This window comes from Enterobacter sp. RHBSTW-00318 (genome assembly GCF_014101375.1).
Taxonomy (GTDB): domain Bacteria; phylum Pseudomonadota; class Gammaproteobacteria; order Enterobacterales; family Enterobacteriaceae; genus Enterobacter; species Enterobacter ludwigii.
On sequence record NZ_JABXQH010000001.1, the window covers coordinates 2,462,647 to 2,484,864 of the forward strand.

At 53.6% G+C, this 22,218-nt stretch carries 19 protein-coding genes, 2 tRNA genes and 3 rRNA genes; 11 read left to right on the forward strand and 13 right to left on the reverse strand.

What is annotated here, in order from left to right; genetic code table 11:
• Positions 1-17: 17 nt before the first annotated feature.
• Positions 18-893 (reverse strand): LysR family transcriptional regulator AmpR, encoded by an 876-nt coding sequence (gene ampR, locus HV157_RS12295; RefSeq protein ID WP_020882960.1) that lies wholly within the window; start codon positions 891-893, stop codon positions 18-20.
• A 132-nt stretch (positions 894-1,025) separates the two neighbouring features.
• Between ampR and blaACT the strand changes: the two genes are divergently transcribed.
• Positions 1,026-2,171 (forward strand): ACT family cephalosporin-hydrolyzing class C beta-lactamase, encoded by a 1,146-nt coding sequence (gene blaACT, locus HV157_RS12300; RefSeq protein WP_182268133.1) that lies wholly within the window; start codon positions 1,026-1,028, stop codon positions 2,169-2,171.
• A 97-nt stretch (positions 2,172-2,268) separates the two neighbouring features.
• Positions 2,269-2,799, forward strand: a complete 531-nt coding sequence (locus tag HV157_RS12305) for a lipocalin family protein (RefSeq protein WP_014168292.1) — start codon at positions 2,269-2,271, stop codon at positions 2,797-2,799.
• On the opposite strand, the gene sugE is transcribed toward HV157_RS12305, so the two are convergent.
• On the reverse strand, positions 2,796-3,113 hold the full coding sequence (gene sugE / locus HV157_RS12310) for a quaternary ammonium compound efflux SMR transporter SugE (protein ID WP_032681885.1): 318 nt from the start codon (positions 3,111-3,113) through the stop codon (positions 2,796-2,798). The genes HV157_RS12305 and sugE overlap by 4 nt on opposite strands.
• Positions 3,114-3,375: 262 nt before the next feature.
• Between sugE and HV157_RS12315 the strand changes: the two genes are divergently transcribed.
• Complete coding sequence (locus tag HV157_RS12315) at positions 3,376-3,975, forward strand: LuxR C-terminal-related transcriptional regulator (protein ID WP_014168290.1); 600 nt, start codon at positions 3,376-3,378, stop codon at positions 3,973-3,975.
• Positions 3,976-4,013: 38 nt separating this feature from the next.
• Here HV157_RS12315 and ecnB read toward each other — a convergent pair whose 3' ends face one another.
• The 3 genes from ecnB to efp all read right to left on the reverse strand — a co-directional run bounded on the left by ecnB (position 4,014) and on the right by efp (position 5,025).
• Positions 4,014-4,160 carry a lipoprotein toxin entericidin B gene (ecnB, locus tag HV157_RS12320; protein WP_014168289.1) on the reverse strand — a complete coding sequence of 49 codons (147 nt, stop codon included), beginning with the start codon at positions 4,158-4,160 and terminating at the stop codon, positions 4,014-4,016.
• Positions 4,161-4,268: 108 nt separating this feature from the next.
• Positions 4,269-4,400: an entericidin A/B family lipoprotein gene (locus tag HV157_RS12325; protein WP_025206267.1), complete on the reverse strand. Its 132-nt coding sequence runs from the start codon at positions 4,398-4,400 to the stop codon at positions 4,269-4,271.
• Positions 4,401-4,458: 58 nt separating this feature from the next.
• Positions 4,459-5,025: an elongation factor P gene (gene efp / locus HV157_RS12330; protein ID WP_014882207.1), complete on the reverse strand. Its 567-nt coding sequence runs from the start codon at positions 5,023-5,025 to the stop codon at positions 4,459-4,461.
• A 40-nt stretch (positions 5,026-5,065) separates the two neighbouring features.
• On the opposite strand from efp, the gene epmB reads away from it, so the two are divergent.
• Positions 5,066-6,094: an EF-P beta-lysylation protein EpmB gene (gene epmB / locus HV157_RS12335; RefSeq protein ID WP_032681886.1), complete on the forward strand. Its 1,029-nt coding sequence runs from the start codon at positions 5,066-5,068 to the stop codon at positions 6,092-6,094.
• A 63-nt stretch (positions 6,095-6,157) separates the two neighbouring features.
• Here the strand turns inward: epmB and HV157_RS12340 are convergent, their stop codons facing one another.
• From HV157_RS12340 to HV157_RS12350, 3 genes are all read right to left on the reverse strand, one after another.
• Entirely contained in the window at positions 6,158-6,511 is a 354-nt protein-coding gene (locus HV157_RS12340) for a DUF4156 domain-containing protein (RefSeq protein WP_020882965.1), read from the reverse strand.
• Positions 6,512-6,648: 137 nt separating this feature from the next.
• Positions 6,649-8,292, reverse strand: coding sequence for a chaperonin GroEL (gene groL / locus HV157_RS12345; RefSeq protein WP_014168284.1), 1,644 nt, complete (start codon positions 8,290-8,292; stop codon positions 6,649-6,651).
• Positions 8,293-8,324: 32 nt separating this feature from the next.
• Complete coding sequence (locus tag HV157_RS12350) at positions 8,325-8,618, reverse strand: co-chaperone GroES (RefSeq protein ID WP_003855929.1); 294 nt, start codon at positions 8,616-8,618, stop codon at positions 8,325-8,327.
• Between the two features lie 178 nt (positions 8,619-8,796).
• Between HV157_RS12350 and yjeH the strand changes: the two genes are divergently transcribed.
• Positions 8,797-10,035, forward strand: a complete 1,239-nt coding sequence (yjeH, locus tag HV157_RS12355; RefSeq protein ID WP_182268132.1) for an L-methionine/branched-chain amino acid transporter — start codon at positions 8,797-8,799, stop codon at positions 10,033-10,035.
• Between the two features lie 42 nt (positions 10,036-10,077).
• On the opposite strand, the gene HV157_RS12360 is transcribed toward yjeH, so the two are convergent.
• Positions 10,078-10,542, reverse strand: a complete 465-nt coding sequence (locus HV157_RS12360) for an FxsA family protein (RefSeq protein ID WP_020882967.1) — start codon at positions 10,540-10,542, stop codon at positions 10,078-10,080.
• Positions 10,543-10,877: 335 nt separating this feature from the next.
• On the opposite strand from HV157_RS12360, the gene aspA reads away from it, so the two are divergent.
• The 6 genes from aspA to HV157_RS12390 all read left to right on the forward strand — a co-directional run bounded on the left by aspA (position 10,878) and on the right by HV157_RS12390 (position 16,675).
• A complete protein-coding gene (gene aspA, locus HV157_RS12365) occupies positions 10,878-12,314 on the forward strand; it encodes an aspartate ammonia-lyase (protein WP_020882968.1) in 1,437 nt (478 codons plus the stop codon).
• Between the two features lie 116 nt (positions 12,315-12,430).
• Entirely contained in the window at positions 12,431-13,732 is a 1,302-nt protein-coding gene (locus HV157_RS12370; RefSeq protein WP_006178930.1) for an anaerobic C4-dicarboxylate transporter, read from the forward strand.
• A 113-nt stretch (positions 13,733-13,845) separates the two neighbouring features.
• Positions 13,846-14,169 carry a divalent cation tolerance protein CutA gene (gene cutA / locus HV157_RS12375; RefSeq protein ID WP_044857998.1) on the forward strand — a complete coding sequence of 108 codons (324 nt, stop codon included), beginning with the start codon at positions 13,846-13,848 and terminating at the stop codon, positions 14,167-14,169.
• A complete protein-coding gene (locus HV157_RS12380) occupies positions 14,145-15,848 on the forward strand; it encodes a protein-disulfide reductase DsbD (RefSeq protein ID WP_182268131.1) in 1,704 nt (567 codons plus the stop codon). Before cutA ends, HV157_RS12380 begins: the two co-directional genes overlap by 25 nt.
• Positions 15,849-15,897: 49 nt before the next feature.
• Positions 15,898-16,473 (forward strand): transcriptional regulator, encoded by a 576-nt coding sequence (locus tag HV157_RS12385; RefSeq protein ID WP_020882970.1) that lies wholly within the window; start codon positions 15,898-15,900, stop codon positions 16,471-16,473.
• A gap of 126 nt (positions 16,474-16,599) precedes the next feature.
• Positions 16,600-16,675, forward strand: a tRNA-Phe gene (locus HV157_RS12390).
• Between the two features lie 316 nt (positions 16,676-16,991).
• Here HV157_RS12390 and rrf read toward each other — a convergent pair.
• The 4 genes from rrf to HV157_RS12410 form a co-directional block, all read right to left on the reverse strand.
• Positions 16,992-17,107 (reverse strand): 5S ribosomal RNA (gene rrf, locus HV157_RS12395).
• Positions 17,108-17,170: 63 nt separating this feature from the next.
• Positions 17,171-20,076, reverse strand: a 23S ribosomal RNA gene (locus HV157_RS12400).
• Positions 20,077-20,268: 192 nt separating this feature from the next.
• Positions 20,269-20,344 (reverse strand) — tRNA-Glu (locus HV157_RS12405).
• 85 nt (positions 20,345-20,429) lie between these two features.
• Positions 20,430-21,969, reverse strand: a 16S ribosomal RNA gene (locus HV157_RS12410).
• Together the 16S, 23S and 5S rRNA genes with 1 tRNA gene alongside form the textbook arrangement of a ribosomal RNA operon.
• Positions 21,970-22,218: the final 249 nt, after the last annotated feature.

Sequence of the window (22,218 nt, forward strand, 5' to 3'; positions counted from 1 at the left end):
GCCCCCCGGCGGGCCTGTCATTTCTGCATTTTCCCCACCAGCCACTGCGCAAACTCACGCATTGCAGGGGTTTCTGTCCGTGACTGCAATCGGGTTAACCAGTAACTGCCCAGCTCAATCTGTGTCGCAAACGGCTGAATGATACGTTCACTGTTCAGCAGATGAGTGAACATACCCACAGGCGCGATAGCAATTCCCACGCCGGCCTGCGCGGCTTCCAGCATGGTAACGGATGAATCAAACACCATCACCCGATGCGTTGGTGACGGCGGGAGTTCGCCCGCGGCCTGCATCCACGCCGACCATTCGTCGCGTCGGTAGGAGCGCAGCAGCGTAAACTTCAGCATATCCGCCGGTGCTTGTAGCCCGACGGCAATTTCAGGCGTGCACAGCGGAGCCAGCGGCGCAGAACACAGAAACGTCGCTTCAGTGCCATGCCACGCCCCTCCACCGTAGCGGATCGTGTAATCAAGCCCTTCGGCGGCCGGATCGACACGGTTATTATGGGTCGAAAGATGCAGATCGATATGCGGATAGCGGCGACGGAAATCATCCAGCTGCGCGAATAACACCCCGGTCGCAAAAGTCCCCACCACGCCAATTTTAAGCTTCTCCAGCGCGCGATGACTGGCAAAGCGATCCAGCATGCCGGCGATACGATCAAACGAATCGTTCAGCACCGGCAGCAGATTCTCGCCCTCTGTCGTCAGCATCAATCCGCGCGAAACCCGGACAAACAGCTGACAGTTCAGATGTTGTTCCAGCGTCTTAACGTGCTGACTGATGGCTGAATGGGTGACATTCAGCTCAATGGCAGCATTAGTAAAACTGAGGTGCCTTGCGGCGGCTTCGAAGGCACGAAGCGAATTAAGCGGTAAATAGCTGCGTGTCATCGACCCATCCGTTAGAAAAATTAACAGCTAATGCTAAATTTAACCGTTTGTCAGCCACAGTCAAATCCAACAGACTGGGTATGTCTGACGGGCCCGGACACTCCCTTGACTCGCTATTACGGAAGATAACTGATGATGAAAAAATCCCTGTGCTGCGCTCTGCTGCTCAGCACCTCCTGCGCTGCATTAGCCGCACCTCTGTCAGAAACACAGCTGGCGAAGGTCGTGGAACGTACCGTTACGCCCCTGATGAAAGCGCAGTCTATTCCGGGTATGGCGGTCGCCGTGATCTATCAGGGCCAGCCGCACTACTTCACCTTCGGCAAGGCCGATGTCGCCGCGAACACACCCGTCACTGCACAAACGCTGTTTGAGCTGGGCTCAATCAGCAAAACCTTCACCGGCGTTCTGGGTGGCGATGCTATTGCTCGCGGTGAAATTTCGCTGGGCGATCCGGTGACCAAATACTGGCCTGAACTGACCGGCAAACAGTGGCAGGGCGTTCGCATGCTGGACCTGGCAACCTATACTGCCGGTGGCCTGCCGTTACAGGTGCCCGATGAGGTTACCGATAATGCCTCGCTGCTGCGTTTTTACCAGTCCTGGCAACCACAGTGGGCGCCAGGCACCACGCGTCTTTATGCGAATGCCAGCATCGGTCTGTTTGGGGCTCTGGCAGTGAAACCTTCTGGCATGCGCTTTGAGCAGGCGATGACGGAGCGGGTCCTGAAGCCGCTTAACCTGAACCATACGTGGATTAACGTTCCGAAGGCAGAAGAACAGCATTACGCCTGGGGTTATCGTGACGGTAAAGCGGTTCACGTTTCGCCGGGCATACTCGATGCCGAAGCATATGGCGTGAAAACCAACGTGAAGGATATGGCGAGCTGGGTGGTGGCTAACATGGCCCCCGATGGGGTACAGGATGCCTCACTGAAGCAGGGCATGGTGCTTGCACAGTCTCGCTACTGGCGCACAGGCTCGATGTACCAGGGCCTGGGCTGGGAGATGCTCAACTGGCCGGTAGAAGCCAAAACCGTGGTGGAGGGCAGCGACAACAAGGTAGCACTTGCACCGTTGCCCGTGACAGAAGTGAACCCTCCTGCACCACCGGTAAAAGCGTCATGGGTGCATAAAACAGGCTCGACGGGCGGATTTGGCAGCTACGTGGCATTTATTCCTGAGAAGGAACTCGGCATCGTTATGCTGGCGAACAAGAGCTACCCGAACCCGGCACGCGTGGAAGCGGCATACCGTATTCTGAGCGCTCTGCAGTAAAATCTTGCCGGGTGATGCTGATGCCCACCCGGCCTGCAAAATTCCCGCATTTTCCTTGCTGTCATCTACACTTAACAAAAACAGTAAGGAAACTCCTATGCGCATTTTGCCTGTTATCGCCGCAGTGACAGCCGCGTTTTTAGTGGTTGCCTGCAGCTCCCCTACTCCCCCTCCCGGCGTCACCGTTGTCAGCAATTTCGACGCACAACGTTTTCTTGGAACATGGTATGAAATCGCGCGCCTTGACCACCGTTTTGAACGGGGTTTAGAGAAGGTCACGGCAAATTACAGCCCGATGGATGACGGCGGTATTCAGGTTATCAACCGGGGCTATAATCCGGACCGGGAAATGTGGCAGCAGTCGATTGGACAAGCGTACTTTACCGGCGACCCGCGACGGGCCGCGCTCAAAGTCTCCTTCTTCGGCCCGTTCTATGGAGGATATAACGTGATCGCGCTCGACAGAGAGTACCGTCACGCGCTGGTCTGCGGGCCGGATCGCAACTATCTGTGGATCCTCTCTCGCACCCCAACCCTTTCACCTGAGATGAAACAGCAGATGCTGGACGTCGCGACCCGGCAAGGGTTTGATGTGTCGAAACTCATCTGGGTAGAACAACCCCATTAATGGGTGCTGAGCTTCAACCCAATAATACCGGCCACAATCAGGGCGAGGCTGGCGATACGCGCCAGACTCGCTGACTCACCCAACAGCAGGATCCCCGTGATGGCCGCCCCCACGGCGCCAATTCCCGTCCAGACGGCATACGCTGTCCCCACCGGTAAAGAACGCATCGCCCACGAGAGCAAAACGATACTCACAATCATCGCGGTAAGGGTAATGACGCTGGGTGTCAGGCGGGTAAAACCGTGGGTGTACTTCAGACCTATCGCCCATACCACTTCGAGCAGGCCAGCAATAACAAGAATGATCCAGGACATTTCAGGCTCCTTAACTTAAATGCAAGTTGGGGCCGTCCCCGATGAAGGAAGCGCTTACGGGTCGTCCCGCAAGGCAAAGATTACGCCTCATATTTTGGTTAGCGTGCGATTTTTTTTCAATCCTTTTGTGCTGAACATGTTAAGGCAAGAAATAGCCGCAGTATGCCGCGCAGTTCAGGCATTTATCACTCATCCGACTTCTCTATGATGATGTGCTTTCTGATGGCAGGAAGCCAAACCACTAGCCGACTGCGTATATAATATGTTCAAAATTCTTTTGATTGACCGTTGTCACTTCACCCGCACCGGGTTTGAAGCATGGCTCAATCATTCCGGTTTATTTCCGGAAAACGTCGTTGTGACCGGCCTGAATAATCTTTTCCTCGCCAGAGAGCACATTCTGCAATGGAAACCGACGCTGGTTATTGCTGACCTGCATGGGTTCAGACAGGATGTACATCCCTTTCAGTCCCTCTCATCTTTGCTGAACGCCAGCGAAAGAGTGCCCTTTATTTTGCTGCAATCGGGTGAGGATAGTGAAATGACCGCCTGGCTGAAGCAATTCCCGGTCTGGTCATCGCTGTTGAAAAATGCCCGTCTTGAACAACTGGGGACAGTTATCCACGACGCACTCATTTCGCACGCGAACAGTGAAAAGCCAAAGGTAACCGCGCCTTTGCTGACGCGCCAGGAGGAGAAAGTGCTGACGTTGTGGATGGAGGGTGCCAGCAATCAGAAAATTGCGGCTCACCTGAGTATTAACGGTAAAACGGTCTATACCTATAAACGGAATATCCGCATGAAATTGCATATGGATACGCGTTATTCACCGTTTTTATCCCTGCAGGAATCAGAAAGCTGACGGTACGAAACCCGTCTGGTTCCGTACCGTTTATTCAATTACTGCTGTGCTTTACTTGCCGCACCAGAGATTGCGCTACCACCTTCAGAAATATCCTGACCAACGCCACGCGTGGTATTACAGGCTGTTAATACTGAAGAAAGTACCAGGACTGAAAAGATCGCTGCAATTGTCTTCTTAACCATAATATCGTCCTTTTATAGCCAAAGTTGTTTTGTGTATAGCAATTTAAGAATAGACAATATCCCGTCGTTTGACGGAAAAGGACGCATTTTTAGGAAAATTAGACGGGGTTAGCTGGCCGCGTGAGAAATGATATGGCCGAGATCCTGGATATCTTCCCCCATTCCACGCGTGGTGTTACAGCCGGAAAGCAACGCGCTGGACAGCGCTAACAGAAGCAGAATTTTAACGGTACGGTTCATCATCCCTGCCTGCAAAAAACAGGCGCAGCGGGCGCTGCGCCTTCAGTCTTGACGTAAATTACTTCACGCGAGATACGTATTCGCCGGAGCGGGTATCTACTTTGATCACTTCACCAGTCTGTACGAACAGTGGAACTTTAACCACTGCACCGGTGGACAGGGTAGCTGGCTTGCCGCCAGTACCTGCGGTATCACCTTTCAGACCTGGGTCGGTTTCAACGATTTCCAGCTCTACGAAGTTTGGTGGGGTAACAGCGATAGGCTGGCCGTTCCACAGGGTCACGATGCACTCAGCCTGGTCCAGCAGCCATTTTTCGCTATCGCCAATCGCTTTAGCATCCGCAGACAGCTGCTCGAACGTTTCGTTGTTCATGAAGTGCCAGAACTCACCGTCGTTGTACAGGTAAGTCAGGTTCATATCGACAACATCAGCGCCTTCAGCGGAGTCAGTAGACTTGAAGGTTTTCTCAACACGGGTACCGGTCAGCAGGCGACGCAGCTTAACGCGCGCGAATGCCTGGCCTTTACCTGGTTTAACGAATTCGCTGGCTTCAACCGCGTACGGTTCGCCGTCCATCATGATTTTAAGACCAGCACGAAAATCGTTGCTATAGTACGTTGCCATAAGGCCCTCTAAATTTGTTAACTGGTAGCTAAGCCACAAAATGGCGCATATTGTAACCCTAAACACCCCGTCCAGAGAAGATTGGTTATCGCAACTTGCCGATGTAATCACCAGTCCTGATGAATTGCTGCGTCTGTTAGACCTCGATCAGCACCCAGAGTTGCTTGCAGGCCGCGAGGCTAAGCGACTTTTTGCCCTGCGTGTTCCCCGCGCGTTTGTTGCCCGTATGGAGAAAGGAAACCCTGACGATCCATTATTAAAACAAACGCTTACTGCGCAGGAAGAGTTTATATCAGCGCCAGGATACAGCACCGATCCTCTGGAAGAGCAGAACAGTGTGGTACCGGGTTTACTGCACAAATATCTCAACCGTGCTCTTCTGCTGGTGAAAGGCGGTTGCGCGGTAAACTGCCGTTATTGTTTCCGTCGCCACTTCCCGTATGCCGAAAATCAGGGTAATAAACGCAACTGGCAGGTCGCCCTGGACTATATCGCCGCCCATCCGGAACTGGATGAGATCATTTTTTCAGGTGGCGATCCGCTGATGGCAAAAGATCATGAACTGGACTGGCTGTTGACCCAGCTTGAAGCCATTCCACACATTAAGCGTTTGCGCATCCACAGCCGTTTACCGATTGTTATTCCGGCACGTATTACGGACGGTCTGGTATCTCGCCTTGAGCAGTCTCGTTTACAGGTTCTGCTGGTGAACCATATCAACCATGCGAATGAAATCGATGAGGCATTCCGTGCGGCGATGGCGCGTCTGCGCAAAGCGGGTGTGACGCTCTTGAACCAGAGCGTGTTGCTGCGCGGTGTGAATGATAATGCCCGGGTTCTGGCGGAGCTCAGTAATGCGTTATTCGATGCGGGCGTGATGCCCTACTACCTGCACGTACTGGATCGTGTGCAAGGCGCGGCGCATTTCATGGTCACGGATGATGAGGCCCGGCAGATTATGCGCGAACTGTTAACGCTGGTTTCAGGCTATATGGTGCCGAAGCTGGCGCGAGAGATTGGCGGTGAGCCGAGTAAGACGCCGCTGGATTTGCAACTGCGGCAACAATAACGGCAGGTGGCGCTACGCTTATCCGCCCGGTGGGGTTGGGCGCAGCGCCATCAGCAATGTAGATCAGTTAGGGCACTTATAGACCTGGCCATTCATCTGGCTGGCCGTTGGCACGAAGCTGGACAACATCCCTTGCGACGGGCTGCTCACACCGTAAATCACGTTGCCACCCATCTCTGCAGCCTGGTTACGCAGCGCGTTAGCAGCACCGCGCATAGATCCACCTTCTTCACCGTGCTGACCCGACATCCAGTTGCTTTGCTCACCGGTTGCCGTGCCTAAAAACTGGCACTCGTTACCCGGCTTATCTTCAACAAAGCGAACGCCCTGACCTGCAGCAGACAGCTCATTGCTGGAGCTACAACCCGCCAGCAGCAATGCTGCTCCTACGATCCCTGCACAGACTTTTACGCGCATGTTATTCCTCGTTTTCAATAAGCTGGACAGCAGATGTTGTCCGTGTGTAAACCTTATACTAAAAAGATGACCAAAAGAAAAACCCCCGAGCATTTCTGCCCGGGGGTTTTTCTCATTCTAAGCGGTAAAGCGCACGATTACATCATGCCGCCCATACCACCCATGCCGCCCATACCCGCAGCACCTAAATCAGGTGCGTCGCCTTTAGGCATGTCGGTCACCATGCACTCGGTAGTGATCATCAGACCCGCTACAGAGGCCGCGTACTGCAGTGCAGAACGGGTCACTTTGGTTGGATCCAGGATACCGAAGTCGATCATGTTGCCGTATTCTTCAGTTGCAGCGTTGTAACCGTAGTTACCTTCGCCCGCTTTCACCATGTTCGCAACCACGGATGGCTCTTCACCGGCGTTGGAAACGATCTGACGCAGTGGTGCTTCCATTGCGCGCAGCGCAACTTTGATACCCACGTTCTGATCTTCGTTCTGAGCAGTCAGGCCAGCCAGTTTAGCGGCAACACGCACCAGCGCGACACCACCACCAGCTACCACGCCTTCTTCTACTGCTGCACGGGTCGCGTGCAGAGCATCGTCAACGCGTGCTTTCTTCTCTTTCATTTCAACTTCAGTTGCCGCGCCCACTTTGATTACTGCCACGCCGCCTGCCAGTTTCGCTACGCGCTCCTGCAGTTTTTCACGGTCGTAATCAGAGGTTGCTTCTTCAATCTGCTTACGGATCTGAGCAACACGGCCCTGAATAGCCGCTTCTTCACCCACGCCATCGATGATGGTGGTGGTGTCTTTGTTGATCACAACGCGTTTAGCCTGGCCCAGGTCTTCCAGGGTCGCTTTTTCCAGCTCCATACCGATCTCTTCAGAGATTACGGTACCGCCAGTCAGGGTAGCGATATCCTGCAGCATCGCTTTACGGCGGTCGCCGAAGCCAGGTGCTTTAACCGCAGCCACTTTCACGATGCCACGCATGGTGTTAACCACCAGGGTCGCCAGTGCTTCACCTTCAACGTCTTCAGCAATGATAACCAGCGGCTTGCCTGCTTTCGCAACGGCTTCCAGCACTGGCAGCATTTCACGGATGTTGGAGATTTTCTTGTCAGCCAGCAGGATGAATGGGCTTTCCAGCTCAACAGCACCCGTTTCTGGCTTGTTGATGAAGTATGGGGACAGGTAACCGCGGTCGAACTGCATACCTTCAACCACGTCCAGTTCGTCTTCCAGACCGGTACCGTCTTCAACGGTGATCACGCCTTCTTTACCGACTTTGTCCATCGCTTCCGCGATCAGTTTACCTACGGTTTCGTCGGAGTTAGCGGAGATAGTACCAACCTGAGCAATCGCTTTAGAGTCGGAGCATGGAACGGACAGCGCTTTCAGCTCTTCAACCGCCGCAGTAACCGCTTTGTCGATACCGCGCTTCAGATCCATTGGGTTCATACCCGCAGCAACGGCTTTCAGACCTTCGGTGATGATAGCCTGTGCCAGTACGGTTGCGGTGGTGGTACCGTCGCCTGCAGCGTCGTTCGCTTTAGAGGCAACTTCTTTCACCATCTGCGCGCCCATGTTTTCGAACTTGTCTTCCAGCTCGATTTCACGTGCTACAGAAACACCGTCTTTAGTAATGGTTGGCGCGCCGAAGGATTTATCCAGCACTACGTTACGGCCTTTCGGGCCCAGGGTCACTTTAACTGCATCTGCCAGTACGTTTACGCCGCGGAGCATTTTTACACGAGCGTCGTTACCGAATTTTACGTCTTTAGCTGCCATGTTCTTATTTCCTCAAATTCTCGTGCGTAAAATTACGCTTCAACAATTGCCAGAATGTCGCTTTCGGACATGATCAACACTTCTTCATTGTCGATCTTCTCGGATTTCACGCCGTAGCCATCGTTGAAAATTACGATGTCACCAACTTTAACGTCCAGTGGCTGCACAGTTCCGTTTTCCAGAATGCGGCCCTTACCGACAGCGATTATTTCGCCACGCGTTGATTTTGCTGCTGCAGAACCAGTCAGAACGATGCCGCCAGCAGACTTGGTTTCAACTTCTTTACGTTTGACGATCACACGATCATGTAACGGACGAATACTCATTGATAGCTCTCCTTTGAGAAAGTCATTATCAGTTATGGATGACGCCGGTCCGCACGCGGTTTTCCGACTAGTGCCCTGAGAGATGGGGATAGCTTTTTCCCCCTTCAAGGGGCAGACGAAAAAAAATTTGCGAAAGTGTTACCATCGCCTCTCTTTTGATCGTGGCAGGACGATGTCAATGAGTGGACTAAAACAGGAGTTGGGACTGGCGCAGGGCGTGGGTCTGCTGTCGACCTCCTTGTTAGGTACAGGTGTGTTTGCGGTACCCGCGCTGGCAGCACTGGTGGCCGGCAATAATAGCCTGTGGGCGTGGCCAGTGCTGATTGTGCTGGTGTTTCCGGTCGCGGTCGTGTTTGCCATCCTCGGACGGCATTTTCCCAGCGCGGGCGGCATAGCGCACTTTGTCGGTATAGCGTTTGGTCCGCGACTGGAGCGGGTCACCGGCTGGCTGTTTCTTTCTGTTATTCCGGTCGGTCTACCGGCAGCGTTGCATATCGCGACCGGTTTTGGCCAGGCGCTGTTTGGCTGGCATAACGAGCAACTGCTGCTGGCCGAGCTGGTTACGCTGGCCATCGTCTGGTGGGTCGGCTCACGGGGTGCCAGCTCGAGTGCCAACCTGCAAACCGTCGTTGCAATACTGATTGTGGCCCTCATTGTCGCCATCTGGTGGAAAGGGGATATTACGCTGAAGGAGATCCCCTTCCCCGCGGTAAGTGAGGTCAACCATTCGCAGCTGTTTGCTGCGCTATCGGTAATGTTCTGGTGTTTTGTCGGGCTGGAGGCGTTTGCCCATCTGGCCTCTGAGTTTAAACAACCGGAACGGGATTTCCCGCGCGCCCTGATGATTGGCCTGCTGTTAGCAGGTACCGTTTACTGGGCTTGCACCGTGCTGGTACTGCATTTCAACGCGTTCGCCGCGGATAAAGCGGCCGCTGCCTCGCTGCCGGGCATGGTGGTGCAACTGTTTGGTCTGAAAGCACTGTGGGTCGCCTGTGTTATTGGCTATCTGGCCTGTTTTGCCAGCCTCAATATCTACATCCAGAGCTTTGCGCGTCTGGTGTGGTCGCAGGCGCTTGATAAACCAGAGAGCCGCCTTGCGCGCCTGTCTAAACGTCAGTTGCCGTTGAATGCGCTTAATACCGTGCTGGGCTGCTGCGTCTTGAGTTCGCTATGTATTTACGCGCTGAATATCAATCTTGATGCCCTGATCGTGTACGCCAACGGGATTTTCATCATGATCTACCTGCTGTGCATGCTGGCGGGTTGTCGTCTGCTGAAAGGTCGCTATAAAGCGCTGGCAGTGGTTGGTGGCGTGCTTTGCCTGCTGTTGATGGCGATGGTGGGGTGGAAAAGCCTGTATGCGATTAGCATGCTGGCGGGGCTGTGGCTGTTTTTACCGAAACGCGGCACCCTGTAAAACAAAGCCCGGTAGCGATTCGCTTACCGGGCCTGGCCTCTTTTACCGATCGTCTTTATGGTCTAAACGGTCGCGCTGTTCATCTTTACGCTGATACTCCCCTTCGAAAGTATCCCCCGGCCCTGTACTGAAGCCACCGCCCGGCATACGGCTAAAACGCAGATGCGGCAGTAGCTTCATGGTCAGGTGCTTTTGCACCGGTGGCAGAAGCAGCAGCAGGCCGAGGAAGTCAGTGAAGAACCCCGGCAGGATCAGCAGCAAGCCAGCAATAATCAGCGAGACGCTTTTGATCATCTCTGCGGCCGGGCTTTCGCCTGCGGCCATCTTCTGCTGCATTATCAGGAAATTTTTGAAACCCTGATTACGCACCAGCGACATGCCGATCACCGAAGTGAAAATCACCAGAATCAGCGTTAGCAGGACACCCAGTACATGGGCGACCTGGATAAAAATTGAAATCTCGATGTAAACATAGAGAAAGAAAGCAATAAATGGTACCCAGCGCACTGGCATCTCCTGTGTGGCAGGTGCCCTCAGGCCCCTGTCTGAATGTGTTCGCGAAACGCGTCTGTAAGAAATGGTGACGGTTAGCCAAAATTCAATCGGTTTGCACGGATATTTTTTCTGGAAATTTTAAAGCGGTGACTCATTTCACAGATTAATAATTATCATGGAATCGGGTCGATAATAAGTGATCCAGATTACGGCAATTCGCTATCATCAGCATATGATCTCGAACATCTGGCTGATTGAGGGAATAATCGTCGGTCAGAAAATATTCAAAACCACATAAATACTGTGTGTTTAGTACAATCCATCGGCAGCTTGAAAAGAAGGTTCACATGTTAAACAACATTCGTATCGAAGAAGACTTGTTGGGTACCAGGGAAGTTCCAGCGGATGCCTACTATGGTGTTCACACTCTGAGAGCGATTGAAAACTTCTACATCAGCAACAACAAAATCAGCGACATCCCTGAATTTGTACGTGGCATGGTGATGGTGAAAAAAGCCGCAGCACTGGCCAATAAAGAGCTGCAAACCATTCCGAAAAGCGCGGCAAATGCGATTATCGCTGCCTGCGATGAAGTGCTGAACAACGGCAAATGCATGGATCAGTTCCCGGTCGATGTCTATCAGGGCGGCGCGGGCACCTCCGTCAACATGAACACCAACGAAGTACTGGCAAACATCGGCCTGGAGCTGATGGGTCATCAGAAAGGTGAATACCAGTATCTGAATCCGAACGACCACGTTAATAAATGTCAGTCCACTAACGACGCCTACCCAACCGGCTTCCGTATCGCGGTGTATGCCTCCGTGGTGAAACTGGTGGACGCCATTAATCAGCTGGGTGATGGCTTCCAGCGCAAAGCCGTTGAGTTCCAGGACATCCTGAAAATGGGTCGTACCCAGCTACAGGACGCGGTTCCGATGACCCTCGGTCAGGAATTCCACGCGTTTAACGTGCTGCTTAACGAAGAAACTAAAAACCTGCTGCGCACCTCCGAGCTGCTGCTGGAAGTGAACCTGGGCGCAACCGCCATCGGCACGCGTCTGAATACGCCGGACGGTTACCAGCAGCTGGCGGTACAGAAGCTGGCTGAAGTCTCTAACCTGCCGGTTGTGCCTGCAGAAGATCTGATTGAAGCCACCTCCGACTGCGGCGCGTACGTTATGGTTCACAGCGCCCTGAAACGTCTGGCAGTGAAACTTTCCAAAATCTGTAATGACCTGCGCCTGCTCTCTTCCGGCCCACGCGCTGGTCTGAATGAAATCAACCTGCCAGAGCTGCAGGCCGGTTCGTCCATCATGCCGGCGAAAGTGAACCCGGTAGTGCCAGAAGTGGTGAACCAGGTCTGCTTTAAAGTCATCGGTAACGATACAACCGTGACCATGGCCTCTGAAGCCGGCCAGCTGCAGCTGAACGTCATGGAGCCGGTCATCGGCCAGGCAATGTTTGAATCCATCCACATTCTGACCAACGCCTGCTACAACCTGCTGGAGAAATGCGTTAACGGCATCACCGCGAACAAAGAAGTTTGTGAAGGGTATGTCTACAACTCCATCGGCATCGTCACCTACCTCAACCCGTTCATCGGCCACCATAACGGCGACATCGTCGGTAAGATTTGCGCCGAAACAGGTAAGAGCGTGCGTGAAGTCGTTCTGGAACGTGGACTGTTGACCGAAGCCGAGCTGGACGATATCTTCTCGGCCCAGAACCTGATGCACCCGGCATACAAAGCGAAACGATATACCGATGAAAGCGAACAGTAGCAGTTCAGGCTAGGCTTCCTTAAGGCACGTCACTTGTGACGTGCCTTTTTTCTTTATAGGCGTTACCAAAATACAACAATTCAATATCAACTTGTTAATAAGCAAGGCAGGTCCTTATGTTTGGAGCAGAACTCGTCATCGTCCTGTTGGCGATTTATTTGGGAGCAAGACTCGGGGGTATCGGCATTGGTTTTGCCGGCGGTCTCGGGGTGCTCGTACTTACCCTTATCTTTCAGATTAAACCCGGCGCAATCCCTTTTGACGTTATCGAAATCATCATGGCGGTTATTGCCGCTATCGCAGCCATGCAGGTGGCAGGCGGTATGGACTACCTGGTGAGCCTGGCGGAGCGTATGTTACGCCGCCATCCAAAATACATTACCTTCCTTGCCCCGCTGGTGACGTGGTTTATGACCATTCTCGCCGGTACTGGCCACACCGCCTTCTCCACGCTGCCGGTCATTACCGAAGTGGCGAAAGAGCAGGGCATCCGTCCGTCTCGTCCACTCTCGATTGCCGTGGTCGCGTCCCAGATTGCGATTACCGCATCACCTATCTCCGCTGCGGTGGTCTTCTTCGCCGGTATCCTTGAGCCTATGGGCGTGAGTTACCTGACGCTGCTGGCCATCTGTATTCCGGTGACGCTGATTGCAGTGATGATCACCGCCGTGCTGTGTAACTTCCTCGGCGCCGAACTGAAAGACGATCCGGTTTATCAGGAGCGTCTGGCAAAAGGTGAAGTGAAACTGCGTGGTAGCCAGGTCTTCGAACTGAAGCCGCATGCAAAACGCTCTGTCTTGCTGTTCCTGATCGGTATCGTTGCGGTCATGTTCTACGCAACCGCCATCAGTGACACCGTGGGTCTGATCCAAAACCCGGTCCTGCCGCGTAACGAAGCGATTGTGGTATTCATGCTGACTATCGCTACGCTGATCAGCATCACCTGTAAAATCGACACCAGCGAAGTGCTCAACGCCAGCACCTTTAAATCCGGTATGAGCGCCTGCGTGTGTGTACTGGGTGTGGCCTGGCTTGGTGATACCTTCGTGAAAGCTCACATCAGCGATATCCAGACCGTTGCGGGCGACCTGCTGCACAACTATCCGTGGCTCCTGGCTGTGGTGCTGTTCTTTGCCGCAACCCTGCTTTACTCTCAGGCGGCCACCACCAAAGCCCTGATGCCTGCGGCACTGATGCTGGGAGTTACCCCGCTGACGGCTATTGCCTCGTTTGCTGCCGTTTCTGCACTGTTCGTTTTACCCACCTACCCAACCCTGCTGGCGGCGGTTGAGATGGATGACACTGGCTCGACTCGCATCGGTAAGTACGTGTTTAACCATGCGTTCCTGATCCCGGGCGTGGTGGCTATCTCGCTGTGCGTGATCCTCGGCTTTATCATTGGCGGCATCGTGCTGTAAACAATGATGGGTTGTAAAAATAGTTAAAAACGGGCCGCTCTGCGGCCCGTTTCATTAATGACCAATAGCCTTGCGTGATATAGTGAAGACTTTCGTGATGAGGAGGTCGACTTGTGAACACGCCTGATGCTGTTGTTGTCCTTTGTACCGCCCCTGATGAAGCCTCTGCCCAGGATCTCGCCGCCAAAGTGCTGGCCGAAAAACTGGCAGCCTGCGTGACGCTCCTTCCTGGCGCCACCTCCCTTTACTACTGGGAAGGTAAACTGGAGCAGGAGTACGAAGTCCAGATGTTGCTCAAAACCAATCTGGCGAACCAGCAGGCACTCCTGGACTGCCTCAAATCTCATCATCCTTATCAAACCCCCGAACTGCTGGTATTGTCAGTGGTCCACGGCGACAACGATTATCTCTCATGGCTCAACGCTTCCTTACGCTGATCCTGCTGCTGTGCAGCACATCAGTTTTTGCCGGGTTATTTGACGCTCCCGGCCGTTCGAACGTTATTTCTGCCGACCAGGCATTTGTTTTCGATTTTCAGCAAGACCAGCATGACCTGAATCTTACCTGGCAGATAAAAGAGGGGTATTACCTCTATCGCAAGCAGGTCAGCATCACGCCTGCTCAGGCAAAGGTAGGCCCACTTCAGATGCCTGCGGGCGAGTGGCATGAGGACGAGTTTTTCGGCAAAAGTGAAATCTATCGCCAGCGGTTAAGCGTGCCCGTGACGGTCAATCAGGCCGATAAAGGCGCCACCGTGACCGTCACGTATCAGGGCTGTGCCGACGCGGGCTTCTGCTATCCGCCGGAAACCAAAGTCATTCCGCTGAGCGAAGTTAAAGCGGCCGCCAGTATGCCTGCTCTTCCCGCAGGGGAGAGCACCGGGGTGAAGGACGACGGTCGCACAGCGCTGCCCTTCTCCGCCTTGTGGGCTTTACTGATTGGTATCGGCATCGCCTTCACGCCGTGCGTGCTGCCCATGTATCCGCTTATCTCCGGGATTGTCCTCGGCGGTAAGCAACGCCTTTCAACCGCACGCGCCCTGCTGCTGGCCTTTATCTACGTGCAGGGTATGGCGTTAACCTACACCGCACTGGGCCTCGTGGTTGCTGCTGCCGGACTGCAGTTCCAGGCTGCACTTCAGCACCCTTATGTGCTGGCTGGCCTGTCGATCGTATTTATTCTGCTGGCGCTGTCGATGTTTGGTTTGTTCACCCTACAGCTGCCGTCCGCGTTGCAGACTCGCTTAACGCTGATGAGTAACCGTCAGCAGGGTGGCTCCCCGGGCGGCGTGTTCGTGATGGGTGCCATCGCCGGGTTGATTTGCTCACCGTGCACTACCGCGCCACTGAGCGCGATCCTGCTGTATATTGCCCAGAGCGGTAACCTGTGGCTCGGCGGTGGTACGTTGTATCTCTACGCGCTGGGAATGGGTCTGCCATTGATTCTGGTAACGGTATTTGGCAACCGTCTGCTGCCCAAGAGCGGCCCGTGGATGGAGACGGTGAAAACCGCGTTTGGTTTTGTCATTCTGGCGCTGCCGGTGTTCTTGCTCGAGCGTATTATCGGCGACGTCTGGGGGATGCGCCTGTGGGCAATGCTCGGTGTTGCTTTCTTCTGTTGGGCGTTTATCACAAGCCTGGCAGCGAAAAAGCCGTGGATGCGTCTTGTGCAAATCCTCCTGCTCGCCGCCGCGCTGGTGAGCGTACGGCCACTGCAGGACTGGGCATTTGGCACACCCGCGGGACAAACGCAGGCGCATTTGAACTTCATCCAGATAAAAAACGTGGATGAACTCAACAGCGCACTGGCGCAGGCGAAAGGCAAACCGGTCATGCTGGATCTGTATGCGGACTGGTGTGTCGCCTGTAAAGAATTCGAAAAGTACACGTTTAGCGATCCGCAGGTGCAAGGTGCGCTGAAAGAGACGGTTCTGCTCCAGGCAAACGTCACCGCCAACAGTACAGCGGATAAGGCACTGCTGAAGCAACTTAACGTGCTGGGTCTGCCAACCATTCTGTTCTTCAATGAACAGGGCCAGGAGCAGCCCGCACAGCGTGTAACCGGGTTTATGGACGCGACGGCATTCAGCGCGCATTTGCGCAATCGCCAACCGTAAACAACACTTGAAACGGGACAAACCGTTGGGAATAACGGAGGAGATAACCGTGCAACGCGAAGACGTACTGGGACAAGCCCTGCAATTACTTGAGATTCAAGGGATCGCCAGCACCACGCTTGAGATGGTAGCCGACCGTATTGATTATCCTCTGGATGAACTCATGCGCTTCTGGCCGGATAAAGAGGCGCTGCTTTACGATGCCCTGCGTTATCTCAGCCAGCAGGTTGATGTCTGGCGCAGGCAGCTGATGTTAAATGAAGAACTGACTGCGGAGCAAAAGCTGCTGGCGCGTTATACCGCCCTGAGCGAATGCGTAAGCAACAACCGTTATCCGGGTTGCCTGTTTATTGCCGCCTGCACCTTCTACCCTGACCCCGGCCATCCTATCCATCAACTGGCGGATCAGCAAAAGCGGGCGGCGCATGATTTCACGCACGAACTGCTGACCACGCTCGAAGTGGATGACCCGGCGATGGTCGCTAAGCAGATGGAGCTGGTACTGGAAGGTTGCCTGAGCCGCATGCTGGTAAACCGTAGCCAGGCCGATGTGGATACAGCACACCGTCTGGCCGAAGATATCCTGCGTTTTGCGCAGTGTCGTATGGGTGGTGCGCTGACGTAATCTGTCTGAAGAATTTGACCTGTTCGGCGCGTAAACCGTCAGATTGCCGCAAAGTTAAGCAGTTGAACGGCTTTTCCCGAAATAGTGTTGACGATCAGGCGCGATTGCGGTTTAATGCGCTCCGTTGCCCGGATAGCTCAGTCGGTAGAGCAGGGGATTGAAAATCCCCGTGTCCTTGGTTCGATTCCGAGTCCGGGCACCACTATTTTAAGAACCCAGCCTATGGCTGGGTTTTTGCTTTCCTGCGTCTGATAAACTCTCCTGTAACCACTCTCTGGTCACATCCTCGTAAACCTGTTCCTGCAGTATTTCATGGCGCTTAAAGTGGTCCTGTGCACGCTAAATTCCGTACTGATCTGAAGTGTTTGGGGGGATCCTGAAGGGAGATGATGGGGGTTGGGGTTACCGTATCGTGGCTTCGCCTTGTCTGGCGGCACTCTTTGGGGAATTCAGATGTGTATTTCGCGCCCCAAAGCAAAAAACCCCGCACCATACGGTACGGGGTTCTTTTAATTGATGCCTGGCAGTTCCCTACTCTCGCATGGGGAGACCCCACACTACCATCGGCGCTACGGCGTTTCACTTCTGAGTTCGGCATGGGGTCAGGTGGGACCACCGCGCTAAAGCCGCCAGGCAAATTCTGTAATCTGTATCAGCTGAAAATCGTCTCTCATCGCCAAAACATCTTCGGCGTTGTAAGGTTAAGCCTCACGGTTCATTAGTATCGGTTAGCTCAACGCATCGCTGCGCTTACACACCCGACCTATCAACGTCGTAGTCTTCAACGTTCCTTCAGGAGACTTAAAGTCTCAGGGAGAACTCATCTCGGGGCAAGTTTCGTGCTTAGATGCTTTCAGCACTTATCTCTTCCGCATTTAGCTACCGGGCAGTGCCATTGGCATGACAACCCGAACACCAGTGATGCGTCCACTCCGGTCCTCTCGTACTAGGAGCAGCCCCCCTCAATTCTCCAGCGCCCACGGCAGATAGGGACCGAACTGTCTCACGACGTTCTAAACCCAGCTCGCGTACCACTTTAAATGGCGAACAGCCATACCCTTGGGACCTACTTCAGCCCCAGGATGTGATGAGCCGACATCGAGGTGCCAAACACCGCCGTCGATATGAACTCTTGGGCGGTATCAGCCTGTTATCCCCGGAGTACCTTTTATCCGTTGAGCGATGGCCCTTCCATTCAGAACCACCGGATCACTATGACCTGCTTTCGCACCTGCTCGAGCCGTCACTCTCGCAGTCAAGCTAGCTTATGCCATTGCACTAACCTCCTGATGTCCGACCAGGATTAGCTAACCTTCGTGCTCCTCCGTTACTCTTTGGGAGGAGACCGCCCCAGTCAAACTACCCACCAGACACTGTCCGCAACCCGGATTACGGGTCTACGTTAGAACACCAGCCATTAAAGGGTGGTATTTCAAGGTTGGCTCCACGCAGACTGGCGTCCACGCTTCAAAGCCTCCCACCTATCCTACACATCAAGGACCAGTGTTCAGTGTCAAGCTATAGTAAAGGTTCACGGGGTCTTTCCGTCTTGCCGCGGGTACACTGCATCTTCACAGCGAGTTCAATTTCACTGAGTCTCGGGTGGAGACAGCCTGGCCATCATTACGCCATTCGTGCAGGTCGGAACTTACCCGACAAGGAATTTCGCTACCTTAGGACCGTTATAGTTACGGCCGCCGTTTACCGGGGCTTCGATCAAGAGCTTCGCGTTACCGCTAACCCCATCAATTAACCTTCCGGCACCGGGCAGGCGTCACACCGTATACGTCCACTTTCGTGTTTGCACAGTGCTGTGTTTTTAATAAACAGTTGCAGCCAGCTGGTATCTTCGACTGATTTCAGCTCCACCCGCAGGGGCTTCACCTACATATCAGCGTGCCTTCTCCCGAAGTTACGGCACCATTTTGCCTAGTTCCTTCACCCGAGTTCTCTCAAGCGCCTTGGTATTCTCTACCTGACCACCTGTGTCGGTTTGGGGTACGATTTGATGTTACCTGATGCTTAGAGGCTTTTCCTGGAAGCAGGGCATTTGTTACTTCAGCACCGTAGTGCCTCGTCATCACACCTCAGCGTTAACAAGGAACCGGATTTACCTGGAACCTCCGCCTACATGCTTAAACCGGGACAACCGTCGCCCGGCTAACATAGCCTTCTCCGTCCCCCCTTCGCAGTAACACCAAGTACAGGAATATTAACCTGTTTCCCATCGACTACGCCTTTCGGCCTCGCCTTAGGGGTCGACTCACCCTGCCCCGATTAACGTTGGACAGGAACCCTTGGTCTTCCGGCGAGCGGGCTTTTCACCCGCTTTATCGTTACTTATGTCAGCATTCGCACTTCTGATACCTCCAGCACCCCTCACAGGACACCTTCAACGGCTTACAGAACGCTCCCCTACCCAACAACACATAGTGTCGCTGCCGCAGCTTCGGTGCATGGTTTAGCCCCGTTACATCTTCCGCGCAGGCCGACTCGACCAGTGAGCTATTACGCTTTCTTTAAATGATGGCTGCTTCTAAGCCAACATCCTGGCTGTCTGTGCCTTCCCACATCGTTTCCCACTTAACCATGACTTTGGGACCTTAGCTGGCGGTCTGGGTTGTTTCCCTCTTCACGACGGACGTTAGCACCCGCCGTGTGTCTCCCGTGATAACATTCTTCGGTATTCGTAGTTTGCATCGGGTTGGTAAGCCGGGATGGCCCCCTAGCCGAAACAGTGCTCTACCCCCGAAGATGAGTTCACGAGGCGCTACCTAAATAGCTTTCGGGGAGAACCAGCTATCTCCCGGTTTGATTGGCCTTTCACCCCCAGCCACAAGTCATCCGCTAATTTTTCAACATTAGTCGGTTCGGTCCTCCAGTTAGTGTTACCCAACCTTCAACCTGCCCATGGCTAGATCACCGGGTTTCGGGTCTATACCCTGCAACTTAACGCCCAGTTAAGACTCGGTTTCCCTTCGGCTCCCCTATACGGTTAACCTTGCTACAGAATATAAGTCGCTGACCCATTATACAAAAGGTACGCAGTCACCCCATAAAAGAGGCTCCCACTGCTTGTACGTACACGGTTTCAGGTTCTTTTTCACTCCCCTCGCCGGGGTTCTTTTCGCCTTTCCCTCACGGTACTGGTTCACTATCGGTCAGTCAGGAGTATTTAGCCTTGGAGGATGGTCCCCCCATATTCAGACAGGATACCACGTGTCCCGCCCTACTCTTCGAGTTCACAGCCTGTGTGCTTTCGTGTACGGGACTGTCACCCTGTACCGTGCGACTTTCCAGACGCTTCCACTAACACACAAGCTGATTCAGACTCTGGGCTGCTCCCCGTTCGCTCGCCGCTACTGGGGGAATCTCGGTTGATTTCTTTTCCTCGGGGTACTTAGATGTTTCAGTTCCCCCGGTTCGCCTCGTTAACCTATGTATTCAGTTAACGATAGTGTGTCGGAACACACTGGGTTTCCCCATTCGGACATCGCCGGGTCAAAGGTTCATATCACCTCGCCGGCGCTTTTCGCAGATTAGCACGTCCTTCATCGCCTCTGACTGCCAGGGCATCCACCGTGTACGCTTAGTCGCTTAACCTCACAACCCGAAGATGTTTCTTTCGATTCATCACCGGTTTGCGAAAATTTGAGAGACTCGAACACACATAACATGTGTGTCGTTTCAATTTTCAGCTTGATCCAGATTTTTAAAGAGCAAATATCTCAAACGTCACCCGAAGATGAGTTTTGAGATATGTCGGCAGGTGACTTTCACTCACGAACCAGCAAGTGGCGTCCCCTAGGGGATTCGAACCCCTGTTACCGCCGTGAAAGGGCGGTGTCCTGGGCCTCTAGACGAAGGGGACACTGAAGTCTCAATCGCAAGACGCCTTGCTATTTACTTTTCATCAGACAATCTGTGTGAGCACTACAAAGGCAGGTTCTTTAAGGTAAGGAGGTGATCCAACCGCAGGTTCCCCTACGGTTACCTTGTTACGACTTCACCCCAGTCATGAATCACAAAGTGGTAAGCGCCCTCCCGAAGGTTAAGCTACCTACTTCTTTTGCAACCCACTCCCATGGTGTGACGGGCGGTGTGTACAAGGCCCGGGAACGTATTCACCGTAGCATTCTGATCTACGATTACTAGCGATTCCGACTTCATGGAGTCGAGTTGCAGACTCCAATCCGGACTACGACGCACTTTATGAGGTCCGCTTGCTCTCGCGAGTTCGCTTCTCTTTGTATGCGCCATTGTAGCACGTGTGTAGCCCTACTCGTAAGGGCCATGATGACTTGACGTCATCCCCACCTTCCTCCAGTTTATCACTGGCAGTCTCCTTTGAGTTCCCGGCCGGACCGCTGGCAACAAAGGATAAGGGTTGCGCTCGTTGCGGGACTTAACCCAACATTTCACAACACGAGCTGACGACAGCCATGCAGCACCTGTCTCAGAGTTCCCGAAGGCACCAATCCATCTCTGGAAAGTTCTCTGGATGTCAAGAGTAGGTAAGGTTCTTCGCGTTGCATCGAATTAAACCACATGCTCCACCGCTTGTGCGGGCCCCCGTCAATTCATTTGAGTTTTAACCTTGCGGCCGTACTCCCCAGGCGGTCGACTTAACGCGTTAGCTCCGGAAGCCACGCCTCAAGGGCACAACCTCCAAGTCGACATCGTTTACGGCGTGGACTACCAGGGTATCTAATCCTGTTTGCTCCCCACGCTTTCGCACCTGAGCGTCAGTCTTTGTCCAGGGGGCCGCCTTCGCCACCGGTATTCCTCCAGATCTCTACGCATTTCACCGCTACACCTGGAATTCTACCCCCCTCTACAAGACTCTAGCCTGCCAGTTTCGAATGCAGTTCCCAGGTTGAGCCCGGGGATTTCACATCCGACTTGACAGACCGCCTGCGTGCGCTTTACGCCCAGTAATTCCGATTAACGCTTGCACCCTCCGTATTACCGCGGCTGCTGGCACGGAGTTAGCCGGTGCTTCTTCTGCGGGTAACGTCAATTGCTGCGGTTATTAACCACAACACCTTCCTCCCCGCTGAAAGTACTTTACAACCCGAAGGCCTTCTTCATACACGCGGCATGGCTGCATCAGGCTTGCGCCCATTGTGCAATATTCCCCACTGCTGCCTCCCGTAGGAGTCTGGACCGTGTCTCAGTTCCAGTGTGGCTGGTCATCCTCTCAGACCAGCTAGGGATCGTCGCCTAGGTGAGCCGTTACCCCACCTACTAGCTAATCCCATCTGGGCACATCTGATGGCAAGAGGCCCGAAGGTCCCCCTCTTTGGTCTTGCGACGTTATGCGGTATTAGCTACCGTTTCCAGTAGTTATCCCCCTCCATCAGGCAGTTTCCCAGACATTACTCACCCGTCCGCCACTCGTCACCCGAGAGCAAGCTCTCTGTGCTACCGTTCGACTTGCATGTGTTAGGCCTGCCGCCAGCGTTCAATCTGAGCCATGATCAAACTCTTCAATTTAAGTTTGATGCTCGTGAATTAAACTTCGTAATGAATTACGTATGTTCACTCAGAGACTTGGTATTCATTTTTTGTCCGAAGACATTAAGAATCCATGTCACTTTGAGTGCCCACACAGATTGTCTGATAAATTGTTAAAGAGCAGTTGCGACGCGGCTTGCAGCTCACCGTCGCGAGGTGGCGTATATTACGCTTTCCTCTTTCAGAGTCAACCCTGAAGTTCAGGATTTTTTCTCTTCAACCGACTGG

Coding starts and splice junctions, on each gene's coding strand:
- ampR (WP_020882960.1), bottom strand. CDS start 893: ATGACACGCAGCTATTTACCGCTTAATTCGCTTCGTGCCTTCGAAGCC.
- blaACT (WP_182268133.1), top strand. CDS start 1,026: ATGATGAAAAAATCCCTGTGCTGCGCTCTGCTGCTCAGCACCTCCTGC.
- HV157_RS12305 (WP_014168292.1), top strand. CDS start 2,269: ATGCGCATTTTGCCTGTTATCGCCGCAGTGACAGCCGCGTTTTTAGTG.
- sugE (WP_032681885.1), bottom strand. CDS start 3,113: ATGTCCTGGATCATTCTTGTTATTGCTGGCCTGCTCGAAGTGGTATGG.
- HV157_RS12315 (WP_014168290.1), top strand. CDS start 3,376: ATGTTCAAAATTCTTTTGATTGACCGTTGTCACTTCACCCGCACCGGG.
- ecnB (WP_014168289.1), bottom strand. CDS start 4,160: ATGGTTAAGAAGACAATTGCAGCGATCTTTTCAGTCCTGGTACTTTCT.
- HV157_RS12325 (WP_025206267.1), bottom strand. CDS start 4,400: ATGAACCGTACCGTTAAAATTCTGCTTCTGTTAGCGCTGTCCAGCGCG.
- efp (WP_014882207.1), bottom strand. CDS start 5,025: ATGGCAACGTACTATAGCAACGATTTTCGTGCTGGTCTTAAAATCATG.
- epmB (WP_032681886.1), top strand. CDS start 5,066: ATGGCGCATATTGTAACCCTAAACACCCCGTCCAGAGAAGATTGGTTA.
- HV157_RS12340 (WP_020882965.1), bottom strand. CDS start 6,511: ATGCGCGTAAAAGTCTGTGCAGGGATCGTAGGAGCAGCATTGCTGCTG.
- groL (WP_014168284.1), bottom strand. CDS start 8,292: ATGGCAGCTAAAGACGTAAAATTCGGTAACGACGCTCGTGTAAAAATG.
- HV157_RS12350 (WP_003855929.1), bottom strand. CDS start 8,618: ATGAGTATTCGTCCGTTACATGATCGTGTGATCGTCAAACGTAAAGAA.
- yjeH (WP_182268132.1), top strand. CDS start 8,797: ATGAGTGGACTAAAACAGGAGTTGGGACTGGCGCAGGGCGTGGGTCTG.
- aspA (WP_020882968.1), top strand. CDS start 10,878: ATGTTAAACAACATTCGTATCGAAGAAGACTTGTTGGGTACCAGGGAA.
- HV157_RS12370 (WP_006178930.1), top strand. CDS start 12,431: ATGTTTGGAGCAGAACTCGTCATCGTCCTGTTGGCGATTTATTTGGGA.
- HV157_RS12380 (WP_182268131.1), top strand. CDS start 14,145: ATGGCTCAACGCTTCCTTACGCTGATCCTGCTGCTGTGCAGCACATCA.